This is a genomic window from Azoarcus sp. Soil_N_20 (assembly GCF_057656155.1).
The window spans coordinates 655,971-668,662 of record NZ_JBDGKX010000001.1; the positions used below are offsets into that span (position 1 = coordinate 655,971).

The following is a 12,692-nucleotide window of genomic DNA, read 5'->3' on the forward strand; positions in this document are numbered from 1 at the left end:
CCGCAGCCAGGTCCCGTTCAAACCAGGGTCGCGGCATCTGACACTGGCGTACGTTGTAGGCGTGACACAAGCGTTGCGATAGCAGTTGCCAATGGCGCTCATTGGTTTGCCGGCGGGAACGATCGCCACTAGAATGACTCAATGATACGTACGCCCATCACGGGCATTCGGGGTAAGACGTTGAACAATCTCTTCAAGAATCTCGCGATCTGGATGGTCATCGGTGTAGTGCTGATGACCGTATTCAACCAGTTCAACACGCGCCAGACCGCGCCCAACACGATGGAGTACTCGCAGTTCCTCGAGGAAGCCAAGGCCGGTCGTATTGCCAAGGCCACGGTCGACGGAAGGATGCTGCGCGCGACAACCCAGGAGGGTCGCTCGATCACAGTCTATACGCCGGGTGTGCAGGATATCTGGATGGTGTCCGACCTGATGCGTTACGGCGTCGCGGTGACAGCGAGCAAACCGGAAGAAGAGCAATCCTTCCTTGCAAGCATTTTCGTGTCTTGGTTCCCGATGCTGCTGCTGATCGGCGTATGGATCTTCTTCATGCGGCAGATGCAGGGCGGCGGCAAGGGCGGTGCGTTCTCGTTCGGCAAGAGCAAGGCGCGCATGCTGGACGAATCGGCCAACTCGATCACCTTTGCCGATGTCGCCGGTTGTGACGAAGCCAAGGAAGAAGTGTTCGAACTGGTCGAGTTCCTGCGCGATCCATCAAAATTCCAGAAACTCGGCGGCCGTATTCCCAAGGGCGTGCTGATGGTCGGGTCGCCGGGTACCGGCAAGACGCTGCTGGCCAAGGCGATCGCGGGCGAGGCCAAGGTGCCGTTCTTCTCGATCTCCGGTTCCGATTTCGTCGAGATGTTCGTTGGTGTCGGTGCCGCCCGTGTGCGCGACATGTTCGATCAGGCCAAGAAGCATGCGCCATGCATCATTTTCATCGATGAGATCGATGCGGTCGGGCGCCAGCGTGGTGCCGGCATGGGCGGCGGCAACGACGAGCGTGAGCAGACACTGAACCAGTTACTGGTGGAAATGGACGGATTCGAAGGCCAGGCCGGCGTGATCGTGGTCGCCGCCACCAACCGTCCGGACGTGCTCGACCCCGCGCTGCTGCGTCCGGGGCGGTTCGACCGTCAGGTGGTCGTGTCGCTGCCCGACATTCGTGGGCGCGAGCAGATCCTGAAGGTGCACATGCGCAAGGTGCCGATTGCGCCCGATGTCGAGCCGCAAGTGCTGGCACGCGGGACGCCGGGTTTTGCTGGTGCGGACCTCGCCAATCTGGTCAATGAGGCCGCCCTGTTCGCCGCCCGCAGCAACAAGCGTCTGGTGGATATGGAAGACTTCGAGCGCGCCAAGGACAAGATCATGATGGGGGCCGAGCGCCGATCGGTGGTCATGCCTGAAGAGGAGCGCCGCAATACCGCCTATCACGAGTCCGGCCATGCGGTGGTGGCGCGACTGCTGGACAAGACCGACCCGGTGCACAAGGTCACGATCATTCCCCGCGGCCGCGCCCTTGGCGTGACCATGCAGCTGCCGACCGAAGACCGTTACAGCCAGGATCGCGAGCGACTGCTGCAGACGATTACGGTCCTGTTCGGCGGTCGTATTGCCGAAGAGATCTTCATGAAGCAGATGACCACCGGGGCATCGAACGACTTCCAGCGTGCGACCGACCTTGCCCGTCGCATGGTCACGCAGTGGGGCATGTCGGACACGCTCGGGCCGATGGTCTACGGCGAAGAAGAGGGTGAAATCTTCCTCGGCCGCCAGGTGACCACCCACCGTAACGTGTCCGAGGCGACGATGCAGAAGGTCGATGCGGAGATTCGGCGCATCGTCGATCAGCAGTACGCGCTGGCGCGTCGCCTGATCGAGGAGAACAAGGGCAAGGTCGAAGCGATGACGGCCGCCCTGCTCGAACTCGAGACCATCGATGCCGAGCAGATCAACGACATCATGGAAGGTCGTCCGCCGCGTCCGCCGAAGCCGGTCCAGGTACCGCCGGTACGCTCCTCCGACGATACCCCCGGAGCAGCACCGACGGCTGCCGCACCGGCCGCCTGATCCACCATTGTTGTCCACACGGGCCGGTTTTCCGGCCCGTTGCATTTGGTGCGCCCGTCTGGCGGCGCACGAGGGATTTGCTCCATGTCCATGCTAGCTTGCGGTCGTTTCGACCTCGATCTGACCGCGCCGAAGATCATGGCGATCGTCAACCTGACGACCGATTCGTTTTCCGGAGATGGTCTGCGCGGCGATCATTCTGCCGCGCTGCGGCGTGCCGAGGAGGCCGTGCGGGAAGGGGCGGAGATCCTCGATATCGGCGCCGAATCCACCCGTCCAGGGTCCGATCCGGTACCCGAGCAGCAGGAGATCGATTTCCTGCTGCCGGTGGTGGAAGAGCTGGTCCGCTGGCAGGTGCCGATTTCGGTGGACACGCTCAAGCCGGCGGTGATGCGGGCCGCACTTGCTGCGGGCGCGGACATGATCAATGACGTCAATGGATTTCGTGCGCAAGGCGCAGTCGAGGCGGTGGCCGCCGGCAACGCAGCCCTGTGCGTGATGCACATGCAGGGGGAGCCGCGGACCATGCAGCACAGCCCGGTTTATGGCGATGTGGTCAACGAGGTTGGGAGCTTTCTCGATCAACGGGTGGCGGTGCTCGAGGCTGCGGGCGTGGCGCGGGCACGCATTGTCCTCGATCCGGGCTTCGGCTTCGGCAAAATGACCGAACACAACTGCACCCTGTTGCGCGAACTCGGCGCGTTCACGTTAGGGGGCTTGCCGGTGCTGGTCGGCCTTTCGCGCAAATCGATTCTTGGCGCGATCACCGGTCGTCCCGTCGACCGGCGGGTCGCAGCCAGTGTTGCGGCGGCCTTGATCGCGGTTCAGCGTGGCGCCTCCATCGTGCGGGTTCATGATGTCGAGCCGACCCGGGACGCACTCATGGTGTGGCGAGCAGTGTCATAATCCTTCCTTTTGATGCGTGGTCGGGGGAATGATGGGACGGAAGTATTTCGGCACTGACGGAATCCGGGGGTGCGTCGGCGAGGCGCCGATCACACCTGAATTCGTGATGCGGCTCGGCTATGCAGCCGGGGTTTCGCTGGTGGCGCGCGAACATCTTCCACCAGGGGAACGGCCGGCGATCCTGATCGGCAAGGACACCCGGGTTTCCGGCTATATGCTGGAGGCGGCCCTGGAGGCCGGATTTGCCGCGGCTGGCGTGGATGTGATGCTGGCCGGGCCGATTCCCACCCCCGCCGTCGCCTACCTGACCCGCGCCTTGCGTTTGCAGGCGGGCGTGGTGATCTCCGCCTCGCACAATCCGTTCTACGATAACGGCATCAAGTTTTTCTCCGCCGGCGGCGCCAAACTGCCGGACGCAATGGAAGCCGAGATCGAAACCCATCTGGACGAGCCCATGGGCTGCGTTGACTCGGCCCATCTCGGGCGTGCCCGTCGCATCAACGATGCCGCCGGCCGCTACATCGAATTCTGCAAGAGCACCTTTCCCCATGAGCTCGATTTGCGCGGCATGCGGATCGCGCTCGACTGCGCGCACGGTGCGGCCTACAACATCGCGCCGAGCGTCTTCCACGAGCTCGGGGCCGACGTGGTTCCGGTGGGCATCGAGCCCAACGGCCTCAACATCAACGACGGGGTCGGTGCCACCCGCCCGGAATTCCTGCGCCAGACCGTACTGGCCAACGGCGCGGATATCGGCATCGCGCTCGACGGTGACGGCGATCGTCTGGTCATGGTCGACCGCCAGGGCGAGATCTACGACGGCGACAAGCTGATCTATGTCATTGCCGCGGCGCGCAAGGCGCAGGGGCGACTCGAGGGCGTGGTCGGTACGCTGATGAGCAATCTCGGTTTCGAGCATGCGATCGGGCGCCTCGGCGTACCGTTCGCCCGTGCCAAAGTCGGTGACCGCTATGTGCTTGAATTGCTGCACGACAAGGGCTGGAAACTCGGTGGCGAAAACTCGGGCCACATCATCTGTCTCGACTGCCACTCCACCGGCGATGCCATCGTGTCGGCGCTGCAGGTGCTGGCCGCGCTCAAGCAGCACGGACAGACTTTGGCCGAGGCCTGCGCCGATCTCGTCTTCTATCCGCAGCGCCTGATCAACGTGCGCCTGCCGCTCGGCTTCGACTGGTGTGCGGATCGCGGGATTGCGACTGCGCAGGCCGATGCCGAAAGTGCGCTCGGCGACAACGGGCGAGTATTGCTGCGGCCCTCCGGCACCGAGCCTCTGTTGCGGGTCATGGTGGAAGGGCAGGACGGGATACTCGTCGAACGGCTTGCGAAGCAGATTGCAGGAGCAGTCGAAACTGCCGTCGGGTAGTGCTCCGAACGGGGTGGCCGTAACATTGCGATTTTTCACAACCTTATGAACATTAAGGTGATTTAAGCGCTTTCCTATGGCTTCATCGATGTGGACGCTGAAGTGAAACGTGCTTGTAACAATCGATTGGTAAGGTACGGACTCAGTCTTCCAACAAGAGGTAGTCATGATTCGCGTTTCGACCAAATTCGCAGTTGTTGCATCCACGGCCGCGCTCTTCTCGATGGGGCTGCAGGCTGCGGAGGTTACCGGTGCTGGCGCATCGTTCCCGGCCCCGATCTACTCCAAGTGGGCAGATGCTTACCAGAAGGCGACCGGTAACAGGGTCAACTATCAGTCCATCGGTTCCGGCGGTGGTATCCGCCAGATCAACGCGAAGACTGTCGATTTCGGCGCGTCGGACATGCCCCTCAAGCCCGAGGAATTGGCGAAGGGCGGTCTGCAGCAGTTTCCGACCGTAATTGGCGGAGTCGTGCCGGTGGTCAATCTTCCGGGCATCAAGTCGGGCGAGATCAAGCTGACCGGTGAATTGCTGGCCAACATCTACGAAGGAAAGATTGTCAAGTGGAATGACAAGGCGCTCGTTGCACTGAACCCGGGTGTTGCATTGCCAGATCAGGATATCGGGGTGGTTCGCCGCGCGGATGGTTCGGGGACTACCTTCATCTTCACGAACTACCTGTCCAAGGTTTCGTCGACCTGGAAAGAGAAAGTCGGTGAAGGTACCGCCGTGCAATGGCCGGTGGGTCTCGGCGGTAAGGGTAACGAAGGGGTGTCCGCTTTCGTGCAGCGCCTCCCGGGTTCTATCGGCTATGTCGAGTATGCTTATGCGAAGCAGAACAAGCTGACTTACACGCTGCTGCAGAACAAGGATGGGCAGTTCGTCGGGCCGACCGAGGAGGCGTTCGCTGCCGCCGCTGCCAGTGCAGACTGGAACAAGGCCGAATTCTACGAGATCCTGACGGAAGAGCCGGGCAAGGCTTCCTGGCCGATCACCGGTGCGACTTTCATCCTGATGCACAAGGTCCAGGACAAGCCGCAACAGGCTGTCGAAGCGATGAAGTTCTTCGAATGGGCCTATGCGAATGGTGGCAAATTGGCATCTGAGCTTGATTATGTTCCGCTGCCCGCCGAGACGATCAAGCTGATCAAGATGTCTTGGGGGCAGATGAAGGATTCGTCGGGCAAGTCTGTTTTTTCCGACAAGTGAGCGGGAAGGTTAGGTGACTCGTCTCAAAGAGCAACCGAAGGCCGAGGAGGCCTTCGGTATCGTGGTGGCTGGCGGCGACGCTGCCACCCTTTCCGGTGCCGGTATGAGTACGATCGAGTTCAAGTCTTCTGCATTCAAGAAGTTTGGCGACCGGCTGTTTGCCTTCTCGTCGCGTTCTTTTGCGATCCTGACGCTGGTCCTCCTTGCCGGGATCATCCTCTCCCTGATTCTCGAGTCCTGGCCCAGCATCCGTGCGTTTGGTCTGGGCTTCATCTTCTCGCCGGAGTGGAATCCTCCGATGGAGAGGTTTGGTGCGCTGATCCCGGTGTATGGGACGCTCGTAACGTCGGCAATAGCCCTGCTGATTGCGGTGCCCGTGAGTTTCGGGATTGCGCTGTTCCTGACCGAACTGTCCCCCATCTGGTTGCGCCGTCCTCTTGGGACGGCAATCGAGTTGCTCGCCGCGATCCCCAGCATTGTCTACGGCATGTGGGGTCTGCTGGTGTTTGCGCCGATATTCGCCAAGTACGTACAGCCATTCCTGCAGGCGACCCTGGGCAATGTGCCGGTCGTGGGTGCGCTCTTCGCCGGACCTCCTCTGGGCATCGGCTTGCTTACCGCAGGGATCATTCTCGCGATCATGATCATTCCTTACATTGCGTCGGTAATGCGCGACGTGTTCGACGTCACCCCGCCGCTGCTCAAGGAGTCTGCGTATGGCGTGGGGTGCACGACGTGGGAGGTTATGTGGGGTGTGGTGCTCCCCTACACCAAAACCGGGGTGATCGGCGGCGTCATGCTCGGCTTGGGGCGGGCTCTGGGCGAAACGATGGCTGTTACCTTCGTGATCGGGAATACCAACTTCCTGAACTCGGCCTCCTTGTTTGCGCCCGGCAACAGTATTACCTCTGCACTGGCGAACGAATTCGCCGAAGCGGACCCGGGCCTGCATACAGCGGCATTGATGGAATTGGGCCTGATTCTGTTCCTGATCACGATGGTCGTGCTGATCATCTCCAAACTGCTGTTGCTCCAACTCGCCAAAGGCGAAGGTGCAAAGGCTTGATAGGCCAATCATGAACCTCCTTGCAAGACGCAAACTGGTCAACAAGGTCGCACTGACGCTGTCGCTGCTGGCAATGGTATTCGGCCTCGTGTGGTTGGCGTGGATCTTGTTTACCGTGTTCCAGTTGGGCATCTCCGGTCTGTCGCTGACGCTATTCACCGAGATGACTCCGCCACCGGGTGAAGACGTCGGGGGCTTGCTCAACGCGATCGTGGGAAGCCTGATCCTGGTCGTGCTCGCAACCTTGCTGGGAACGCCCATCGGCATCCTTGCGGGCGTCTACCTGGCCGAGTACGGACGTTTCAACATGCTCGGGAAGGTCACCCGTTTCATCAATGATCTGTTGCTGTCGGCCCCGTCGATCGTGATCGGTCTGTTCGTGTATGCCGTGGTTGTCGCCCAGACCGGCAAGTTCTCAGCGTGGTCCGGAGTGCTGGCTCTGGCGCTGATCGTGTTGCCGGTGGTCGTGCGTACCACCGAGAACATGCTGCAGCTGATTCCGGACACGCTGCGCGAAGCGGCGTTTGCGCTCGGCGCCCCGAAAAGCGTCGTGATCTCGAAAGTCACCCTGCGTGCGGCTCGAGCGGGCGTGATGACCGGGGTATTGCTGGCAGTGGCCCGGATTGCCGGCGAGACAGCTCCGCTGCTATTCACCGCGCTCTCCAACCAGTTCTGGTCGCTGAACCTGAACGAGCCGATGGCCAATCTGCCGGTGACGATCTTCAAGTTCGCCATGAGTCCCTTTACGAATTGGCAGAACCTGGCCTGGGCGGGCGTATTCCTCATCACACTTGGTGTTCTGGCGCTGAACATTGTTGCCCGCGTCGTGCTCCGGGCAGAGAAGATCAACTGAGGCTCGGCAGCGAGCTCAAGATTCGAGATGACCATGGAAATTACCGACGCACAGATCGAGTTCAAGGATTTCAACTTCTACTACGGCAAGTTTCATGCGCTGAAGAACATCAATTTCAAGATGGCACGGCATCGGGTGACGGCCTTCATCGGCCCGTCGGGCTGTGGGAAGTCCACGCTATTGCGCACGATCAACCGCATGTATGACCTCTATCCGGAGCAGAGGGCAGAGGGTGGCCTGTTGTTCGACGGGAAGAACCTGCTGGATCCGGGCATCGATGTAAGCGTCCTGCGGGCAAAGATCGGCATGGTATTTCAGAAGCCGACACCTTTTCCGATGTCCATCTACGACAACATCGCTTTCGGGGTGAGACTGCATGAAAAGCTGTCCGTCCCGGAGATGAGCGAGCGCGTGGAATGGGCGTTGCGCAAGGCCGCGCTGTGGGATGAGGTCAAGGACAAGCTCAATCAGAGCGGCATGAGTCTGTCCGGCGGTCAGCAACAGAGGCTGTGCATTGCCAGGGGGATCGCGGTCAAGCCGGAAGTGATCCTGCTGGACGAGCCGACGTCTGCACTCGATCCGATATCCACCTCCCGTATCGAGGAACTCATTGATGAACTCAAGAACGAGTTCACCATCGTCATCGTGACGCACAACATGCAGCAGGCGGCCCGGATCTCGGACTACACGGCATACATGTACCTCGGAGAGATGATGGAGTTCGGCGTCACCGACGAGCTGTTTCTCAAACCGAAGAGAAAGGAAACCGAGGACTACATTACTGGTCGCTTCGGCTGAGAGGTGAAGGATGGGGCATTTGCCCCATTTTTTTGACTAACACTTCAAGTAATCTTGAAATGATGTGAGTGCCAAGATCATGAATCAGGAAAAAGTCTATAACGTACTCTTCTTGTGTACCGGCAATTCGGCCCGATCCATACTGGCCGAAGCCATTCTCAATCGCGAGGGGGGAGGAAGGTTCAGGGCCCATTCGGCAGGGAGCCATCCGCGGGGACAAGTACATCCGACGGTCCTCGAGCTCTTGCAGCGACTGGATTATCCGGTGAGTGAGCTGCGCTCGAAGAGCTGGGACGAGTTCGCACGCACGGATGCACCCACGTTGGACTTCGTATTCACCGTATGCGACAACGCTGCCGGCGAAGTCTGTCCGGTGTGGCCGGGGCAGCCGGTTACGGCACATTGGGGAATGCCGGATCCTGCCGCCGTTGAGGGAACACCGGTCGAGCAACACCTCGCCTTTGCCGATACATTCAAGATGCTGCGTCGTCGTCTCGAGATATTCATCAGCCTCAGGATCAGTGCGCTGGATCGCCTGAGCCTGAAAAAGCAGCTCGACAAGATCGGCGGTGAGGCGCGCAATGAGCCCGCCAACGGGAATGCTCTTTGACTCGTTCACCTGATCCCGACAGCGTTGCGGCGATCCACCGAGATCCACCCGCACGCGCTGCTCCGGGCGGACGGCGTACATTGGCCTGCAGATTCCGGGCGGCCAGGCGAACAGCTCGGCGACGTACGTGAGCGATCCTGTCAGAGCTCGATCAGCCCGGCGCGCACCGCGATCAGCGCGAGTTCGGCGGCATTGGAGGCATTGAGCTTCTGCTTGATGTGATAGAGATGGGTGCCGACCGTGCTCGGACTCAGGTGATGGCTGGCCGCCACATCGCTGACCGAGTGGCCCTGGGCGACCTGGACGAAGACGGCAAACTCCTTGTCGGTGAGGACCTCGGTCGGGTTCGCTGCACCACCCAGTTGCGCCAGTGCGAGTTGGGGGGCGAGTTCGGGGTCGACATAGCGCTGGCCACGGGCGACCTGGGCGAGCGCGCGTACCAGTTCGTCCGGTTGGGCGCGCTTGGACAGGTAGCCGGTCGCGCCGGCCTTGAGCGCGCGGGTCGGGATCTGCAGGTCTTCGTGCGCCGACAGCATCAGCACGCGGGCCTCGGGATGGCGTGCCACGAGCCGTTCGAGCGCGCCCAGCCCGCCCACGCCCGGCATCGAGACGTCCATCATCAGGGCGTCGGGGCGATGCTCGGCGTACAGGGCGAGCGCCGCCTCGCCGCTGTCGGCCTCGGCCACGACCGTGGCACCGGCGCCCTCTATCAGCAGGCGGAAGCCCATGCGCACGACGGCGTGATCGTCGGCGATCAGGATGCGTTTGCCGTTGAGCGGGAGTGGGGTCATGGTCGGGCCTCTTCAGTACAGCCGGAGCGGATCAGGTGCGTGGCACCGGACGGCAGGGAGCACGAAGGCATCGCGCGCCTGCCTGCCCGCTCACGCCGAGCGGCCGCTGAGCGTGACCACCGCTTCCGTAACCAAAGCCGTTAGACCGCTGCTATCGCCGCTGGATTCCATGTGTGCAATGAGCGCATTGCGCATGCGAGGATCCCAGAAGCGGCGGAGGTGGTTGGCGACTTCGTGGCGGGCCGCGCCGGGGTCGGGCCAGGCCTCGAAGAAGTTGCCGATCTGGTTGGCCATCTTGACGAGCTTGTCGATATTCATGGGTCAGGGTCCGGTCAGTTGGTCCGGGTGGGTATAGGCGGTGAGGCGGCCGGCGCGAGCCATGTCGACCAGGGTCAGATTGGCTGCGGCCGCGACGCGGGCGGCGTAGGCGGTAGGCGCGGAGACGGCGACGAGGACGCCGATGCCTGCGGCGGCGGCCTTCTGCACCATCTCGTAGCGGGCGCGGCTGGTGACGAGCGCGAACCCGTCGGCGGGGTCGAAGCGGCGCCGGGCGAGCGCGCCGACGAGCTTGTCCAGGGGGTTGTGGCGGCCGACGTCCTCGCGGACCATGAGCAGCGTGCCCTCTTTGTCGGCCAGCGCGGCGGCGTGGGCGGCGCCGGTCGCGCGGTGCAGTGGCTGCCAGGCGGCGAGCTCGGCGAGGGCGCGGTGGATGCTTGCCGTCGGCAGGGGGCGGCGGCTCGCCACCGGAGCGGGCTGGCGCACCGCGGCCTGCAGGCTGTCCACCCCGCACAGGCCGCAGCCGGTGCGTCCGGCAAGGCTGCGGCGGCGGGTCTTGAGACCCGCCAGACCCTCGCTGGCGATCTCCAGATGGACCTCGATGCCGTCGGCGCTCTCCGCGATCTCGCAATCGTAGTGTTCACCGGGGGTGGCGAGGATGCCTTCCGACAGGCTGAACCCGAGGGCGAAGTCTTCGAGGTCGGTCGGGCTGGCGAGCATCACGGCATGGGAGATGCCGTTATAGACCAGCGCCACCGGCACCTCCTGGATCAGGCATTCCAGGCTGTCCACCGCCCGCCCGCCGGCGATGCGGCGCGCCGGCACGGTGCTGCGGGCGGGCCAGGTCATGTCGCCCGGCTGTGCGTCGGCGGGCGGCGCACGGCGCGCCGTCGCCGCGCCGCAAGCGGAAGTGTCATCGTCGTCGCGGAAGCGGACCATGCTTGCCACCGCGCTCTCCCTCACACCCGTTCGCCACGCACCGCGCCATCTCCCGGCAGGAGCCCGGTCTGGCGGCGGTGCTGCTGGCGGTGGCGTTCCTGCCACGCCGAGGGTTGGGCCACCGGCAAGACCTCGACCGCCGTCACCTTGTACTCCGGGCAATTGGTGGCCCAGTCGGAGTTGTCGGTGGTGATCACGTTGGCGCCGGACTCGGGGAAGTGGAAGGTCGTGTAGACGACCCCCGGCTGGACGCGCTCGGTGATCGTGGCGCGCAGCACGGTTTCGCCGGCGCGGCTGGCGATCCCCACCCAGTCGCCTTCGCGGACGCCGCGATTCTCCGCGTCGACCGGGTGGATCTCGAGGCGGTCTTCGGCGTGCCAGGCGACATTGGGGGTGCGGCGGGTCTGGGCGCCCACGTTGTATTGGCTCAGGATGCGACCGGTGGTGAGGATGAGGGGGAAGCGCCGGTTCACCTTTTCTTCGGTGGCCACGTACTCGGTGACCATGAAGCGGCCCTTGCCGCGTACGAACTGGTCGACGTGCATGATCGGGGTGTCGTCCGGGGCGGCCTCGTCGCACGGCCACTGGATGCTGCCCAGGCGGTCGAGGGCGGTGTAGCTCACGCCGTGGAAGGTCGGCGTGAGGCGCGCGATCTCGTCCATGATCTTGGTCGGGTGGGCGTAGTGCATCGGGTGGCCGAGCGCGTTGGCGAGCGCGACCGTGACCTCCCAGTTTGAGCACGGTGTTCCACTTGATCCCGGTCGGAAAGGCGGCACCGCCGCGCCCGCGCAGGCCGGAGTCGGTGACCTCCCGGACCACCTCGGCCGCGGGCAGGGCAAGGGCGCGGACGAGGCCGGCGAAGCCGCCGTGGGCGCGGTAGTCGTCGATCGACAGCGGGTCGGTGACAGCGACGCGGGTGAAGGTGAGACGTTCCTGGTCGGCGAAGTAGGGGATCGCCGCGACCGCGCCGAGCGCGAGCGGGTGTGCGCCGCCGGCGAGGAAATCGGCGGCGAAGAGCCCCGCCACGTCCTGCTCCTGCACCGGGCCGTAGGCGAGGCGTCCCGCCGGGGTGTCGACCTCCACCATGGGTTCGAGCCAGAACATGCCGCGGGAGCCATTGCGCACCAGGGTGATCGTCTCGCCGCGGCGGGCGGCTTCGGCGGCGATCGCCTGCGCCACGCGCTCGGCGCCGAGAGAGCGCGCGCTCGAGTCGAGCGGGACGAGATCCGTCTGCTCATGCCATCGCCCCTTCCGCGCGCAATTCGCCGATGAGCTCGTCGAAACGTCCGGCATCGACGTGCCCGAGGATGCGGTCGTCGACGCGGCTTGCCGGCGAGCAGGCGCAGTTGCCCAGGCAATAGACCGGCTCCAGGGTGACCGCGCCGTCGGCGGTGGTTTGATGGTAGTCCACCCCGAGGCTCGCCCTGGGGTGGGCCTCGAGCGCTTCGGCCCCAATTGCCTGACAGGACTCGGCGCGGCACACCTGTACCACGTGGCGACCCGGCGGACTGGTGCGGAAGTGGTGGTAGAAACTGATTACGCCATGGACTTCGGCGCGGCTCAGATGGAGCGCGCCGGCGATGATCGGCACCGCCGAGGCCGGGACCCATCCGAGCTCGTCCTGGAGCGCGTGGAGGATGGGCAGCAAGGCGCCGGGAAGTGCCCGTCGCGCATCGACGATGGAGCGGATGATCGGCGTGAGTTCGTCGGGTCGGGGTGCGTTCACCATCAAGAAAATCTCCGTGGTTTTCGGGGCCGATCGGGGCTGCCGTGGAGCGGCGGGCCA

14 protein-coding genes are annotated in these 12,692 nt (G+C 63.4%); 9 read left to right on the forward strand and 5 right to left on the reverse strand.

Annotation, left to right across the window (positions count from 1 at the left end):
• The first annotated feature begins 180 nt into the window (after nt 1–180).
• The 8 genes from ftsH (at nt 181) to AC3A35_RS03115 (ending at nt 8,900) form a co-directional block, all read left to right on the forward strand.
• Nucleotides 181–2,073: an ATP-dependent zinc metalloprotease FtsH gene (gene ftsH / locus AC3A35_RS03080; RefSeq protein ID WP_487434427.1), complete on the forward strand. Its 1,893-nt coding sequence runs from the start codon at nt 181–183 to the stop codon at nt 2,071–2,073.
• Between the two features lie 84 nt (nt 2,074–2,157).
• Nucleotides 2,158–2,979, forward strand: a complete 822-nt coding sequence (gene folP / locus AC3A35_RS03085) for a dihydropteroate synthase (protein WP_487434428.1) — start codon at nt 2,158–2,160, stop codon at nt 2,977–2,979.
• Between the two features lie 31 nt (nt 2,980–3,010).
• Nucleotides 3,011–4,363, forward strand: a complete 1,353-nt coding sequence (glmM, locus tag AC3A35_RS03090) for a phosphoglucosamine mutase (RefSeq protein WP_487434713.1) — start codon at nt 3,011–3,013, stop codon at nt 4,361–4,363.
• Nucleotides 4,364–4,529: 166 nt separating this feature from the next.
• The gene (gene pstS / locus AC3A35_RS03095; RefSeq protein ID WP_487434429.1) at nt 4,530–5,573 is read left to right on the forward strand and encodes a phosphate ABC transporter substrate-binding protein PstS; all 1,044 of its coding nucleotides are present in this window, start codon (nt 4,530–4,532) and stop codon (nt 5,571–5,573) included.
• A 13-nt stretch (nt 5,574–5,586) separates the two neighbouring features.
• Nucleotides 5,587–6,639: a phosphate ABC transporter permease PstC gene (gene pstC, locus AC3A35_RS03100; protein WP_487434430.1), complete on the forward strand. Its 1,053-nt coding sequence runs from the start codon at nt 5,587–5,589 to the stop codon at nt 6,637–6,639.
• Between the two features lie 10 nt (nt 6,640–6,649).
• A complete protein-coding gene (gene pstA / locus AC3A35_RS03105; RefSeq protein ID WP_487434431.1) occupies nt 6,650–7,492 on the forward strand; it encodes a phosphate ABC transporter permease PstA in 843 nt (280 codons plus the stop codon).
• A 33-nt stretch (nt 7,493–7,525) separates the two neighbouring features.
• Nucleotides 7,526–8,290: a phosphate ABC transporter ATP-binding protein PstB gene (gene pstB, locus AC3A35_RS03110; RefSeq protein ID WP_487434432.1), complete on the forward strand. Its 765-nt coding sequence runs from the start codon at nt 7,526–7,528 to the stop codon at nt 8,288–8,290.
• 64 nt (nt 8,291–8,354) lie between these two features.
• Nucleotides 8,355–8,900 (forward strand): arsenate reductase ArsC, encoded by a 546-nt coding sequence (locus tag AC3A35_RS03115; RefSeq protein ID WP_487434433.1) that lies wholly within the window; start codon nt 8,355–8,357, stop codon nt 8,898–8,900.
• A 140-nt stretch (nt 8,901–9,040) separates the two neighbouring features.
• On the opposite strand, the gene AC3A35_RS03120 is transcribed toward AC3A35_RS03115, so the two are convergent.
• The 4 genes from AC3A35_RS03120 to AC3A35_RS03135 form a co-directional block, all read right to left on the reverse strand.
• The gene (locus AC3A35_RS03120; RefSeq protein WP_487434434.1) at nt 9,041–9,691 is read right to left on the reverse strand and encodes a response regulator; all 651 of its coding nucleotides are present in this window, start codon (nt 9,689–9,691) and stop codon (nt 9,041–9,043) included.
• Between the two features lie 90 nt (nt 9,692–9,781).
• Entirely contained in the window at nt 9,782–10,009 is a 228-nt protein-coding gene (locus tag AC3A35_RS03125) for a formate dehydrogenase subunit delta (protein WP_487434435.1), read from the reverse strand.
• Between the two features lie 3 nt (nt 10,010–10,012).
• Nucleotides 10,013–10,906 carry a formate dehydrogenase accessory sulfurtransferase FdhD gene (fdhD, locus tag AC3A35_RS03130; RefSeq protein ID WP_487434714.1) on the reverse strand — a complete coding sequence of 298 codons (894 nt, stop codon included), beginning with the start codon at nt 10,904–10,906 and terminating at the stop codon, nt 10,013–10,015.
• A 20-nt stretch (nt 10,907–10,926) separates the two neighbouring features.
• Entirely contained in the window at nt 10,927–11,595 is a 669-nt protein-coding gene (locus AC3A35_RS03135) for a molybdopterin oxidoreductase family protein (protein WP_487434436.1), read from the reverse strand.
• Nucleotides 11,596–11,626: 31 nt separating this feature from the next.
• Between AC3A35_RS03135 and AC3A35_RS03140 the strand changes: the two genes are divergently transcribed.
• Nucleotides 11,627–12,178: a hypothetical protein gene (locus AC3A35_RS03140; protein ID WP_487434437.1), complete on the forward strand. Its 552-nt coding sequence runs from the start codon at nt 11,627–11,629 to the stop codon at nt 12,176–12,178.
• On the opposite strand, the gene AC3A35_RS03145 is transcribed toward AC3A35_RS03140, so the two are convergent.
• The gene (locus AC3A35_RS03145) at nt 12,141–12,635 is read right to left on the reverse strand and encodes a formate dehydrogenase subunit gamma (protein ID WP_487434438.1); all 495 of its coding nucleotides are present in this window, start codon (nt 12,633–12,635) and stop codon (nt 12,141–12,143) included. The two genes, AC3A35_RS03140 and AC3A35_RS03145, sit on opposite strands and share 38 nt — an antisense overlap.
• Nucleotides 12,636–12,692 lie beyond the last annotated feature (57 nt).

What these genes read in the sequence shown, in the direction of transcription:
- folP (WP_487434428.1), top strand. Translation starts at nt 2,158, where the DNA reads ATGTCCATGCTAGCTTGCGGTCGTTTCGACCTCGATCTGACCGCGCCG.
- glmM (WP_487434713.1), top strand. Translation starts at nt 3,011, where the DNA reads ATGGGACGGAAGTATTTCGGCACTGACGGAATCCGGGGGTGCGTCGGC.
- pstS (WP_487434429.1), top strand. Translation starts at nt 4,530, where the DNA reads ATGATTCGCGTTTCGACCAAATTCGCAGTTGTTGCATCCACGGCCGCG.
- pstA (WP_487434431.1), top strand. Translation starts at nt 6,650, where the DNA reads ATGAACCTCCTTGCAAGACGCAAACTGGTCAACAAGGTCGCACTGACG.
- pstB (WP_487434432.1), top strand. Translation starts at nt 7,526, where the DNA reads ATGGAAATTACCGACGCACAGATCGAGTTCAAGGATTTCAACTTCTAC.
- AC3A35_RS03120 (WP_487434434.1), bottom strand. Translation starts at nt 9,691, where the DNA reads ATGACCCCACTCCCGCTCAACGGCAAACGCATCCTGATCGCCGACGAT.
- AC3A35_RS03125 (WP_487434435.1), bottom strand. Translation starts at nt 10,009, where the DNA reads ATGAATATCGACAAGCTCGTCAAGATGGCCAACCAGATCGGCAACTTC.
- fdhD (WP_487434714.1), bottom strand. Translation starts at nt 10,906, where the DNA reads ATGGTCCGCTTCCGCGACGACGATGACACTTCCGCTTGCGGCGCGGCG.
- AC3A35_RS03135 (WP_487434436.1), bottom strand. Translation starts at nt 11,595, where the DNA reads ATGCACTACGCCCACCCGACCAAGATCATGGACGAGATCGCGCGCCTC.
- AC3A35_RS03145 (WP_487434438.1), bottom strand. Translation starts at nt 12,635, where the DNA reads ATGGTGAACGCACCCCGACCCGACGAACTCACGCCGATCATCCGCTCC.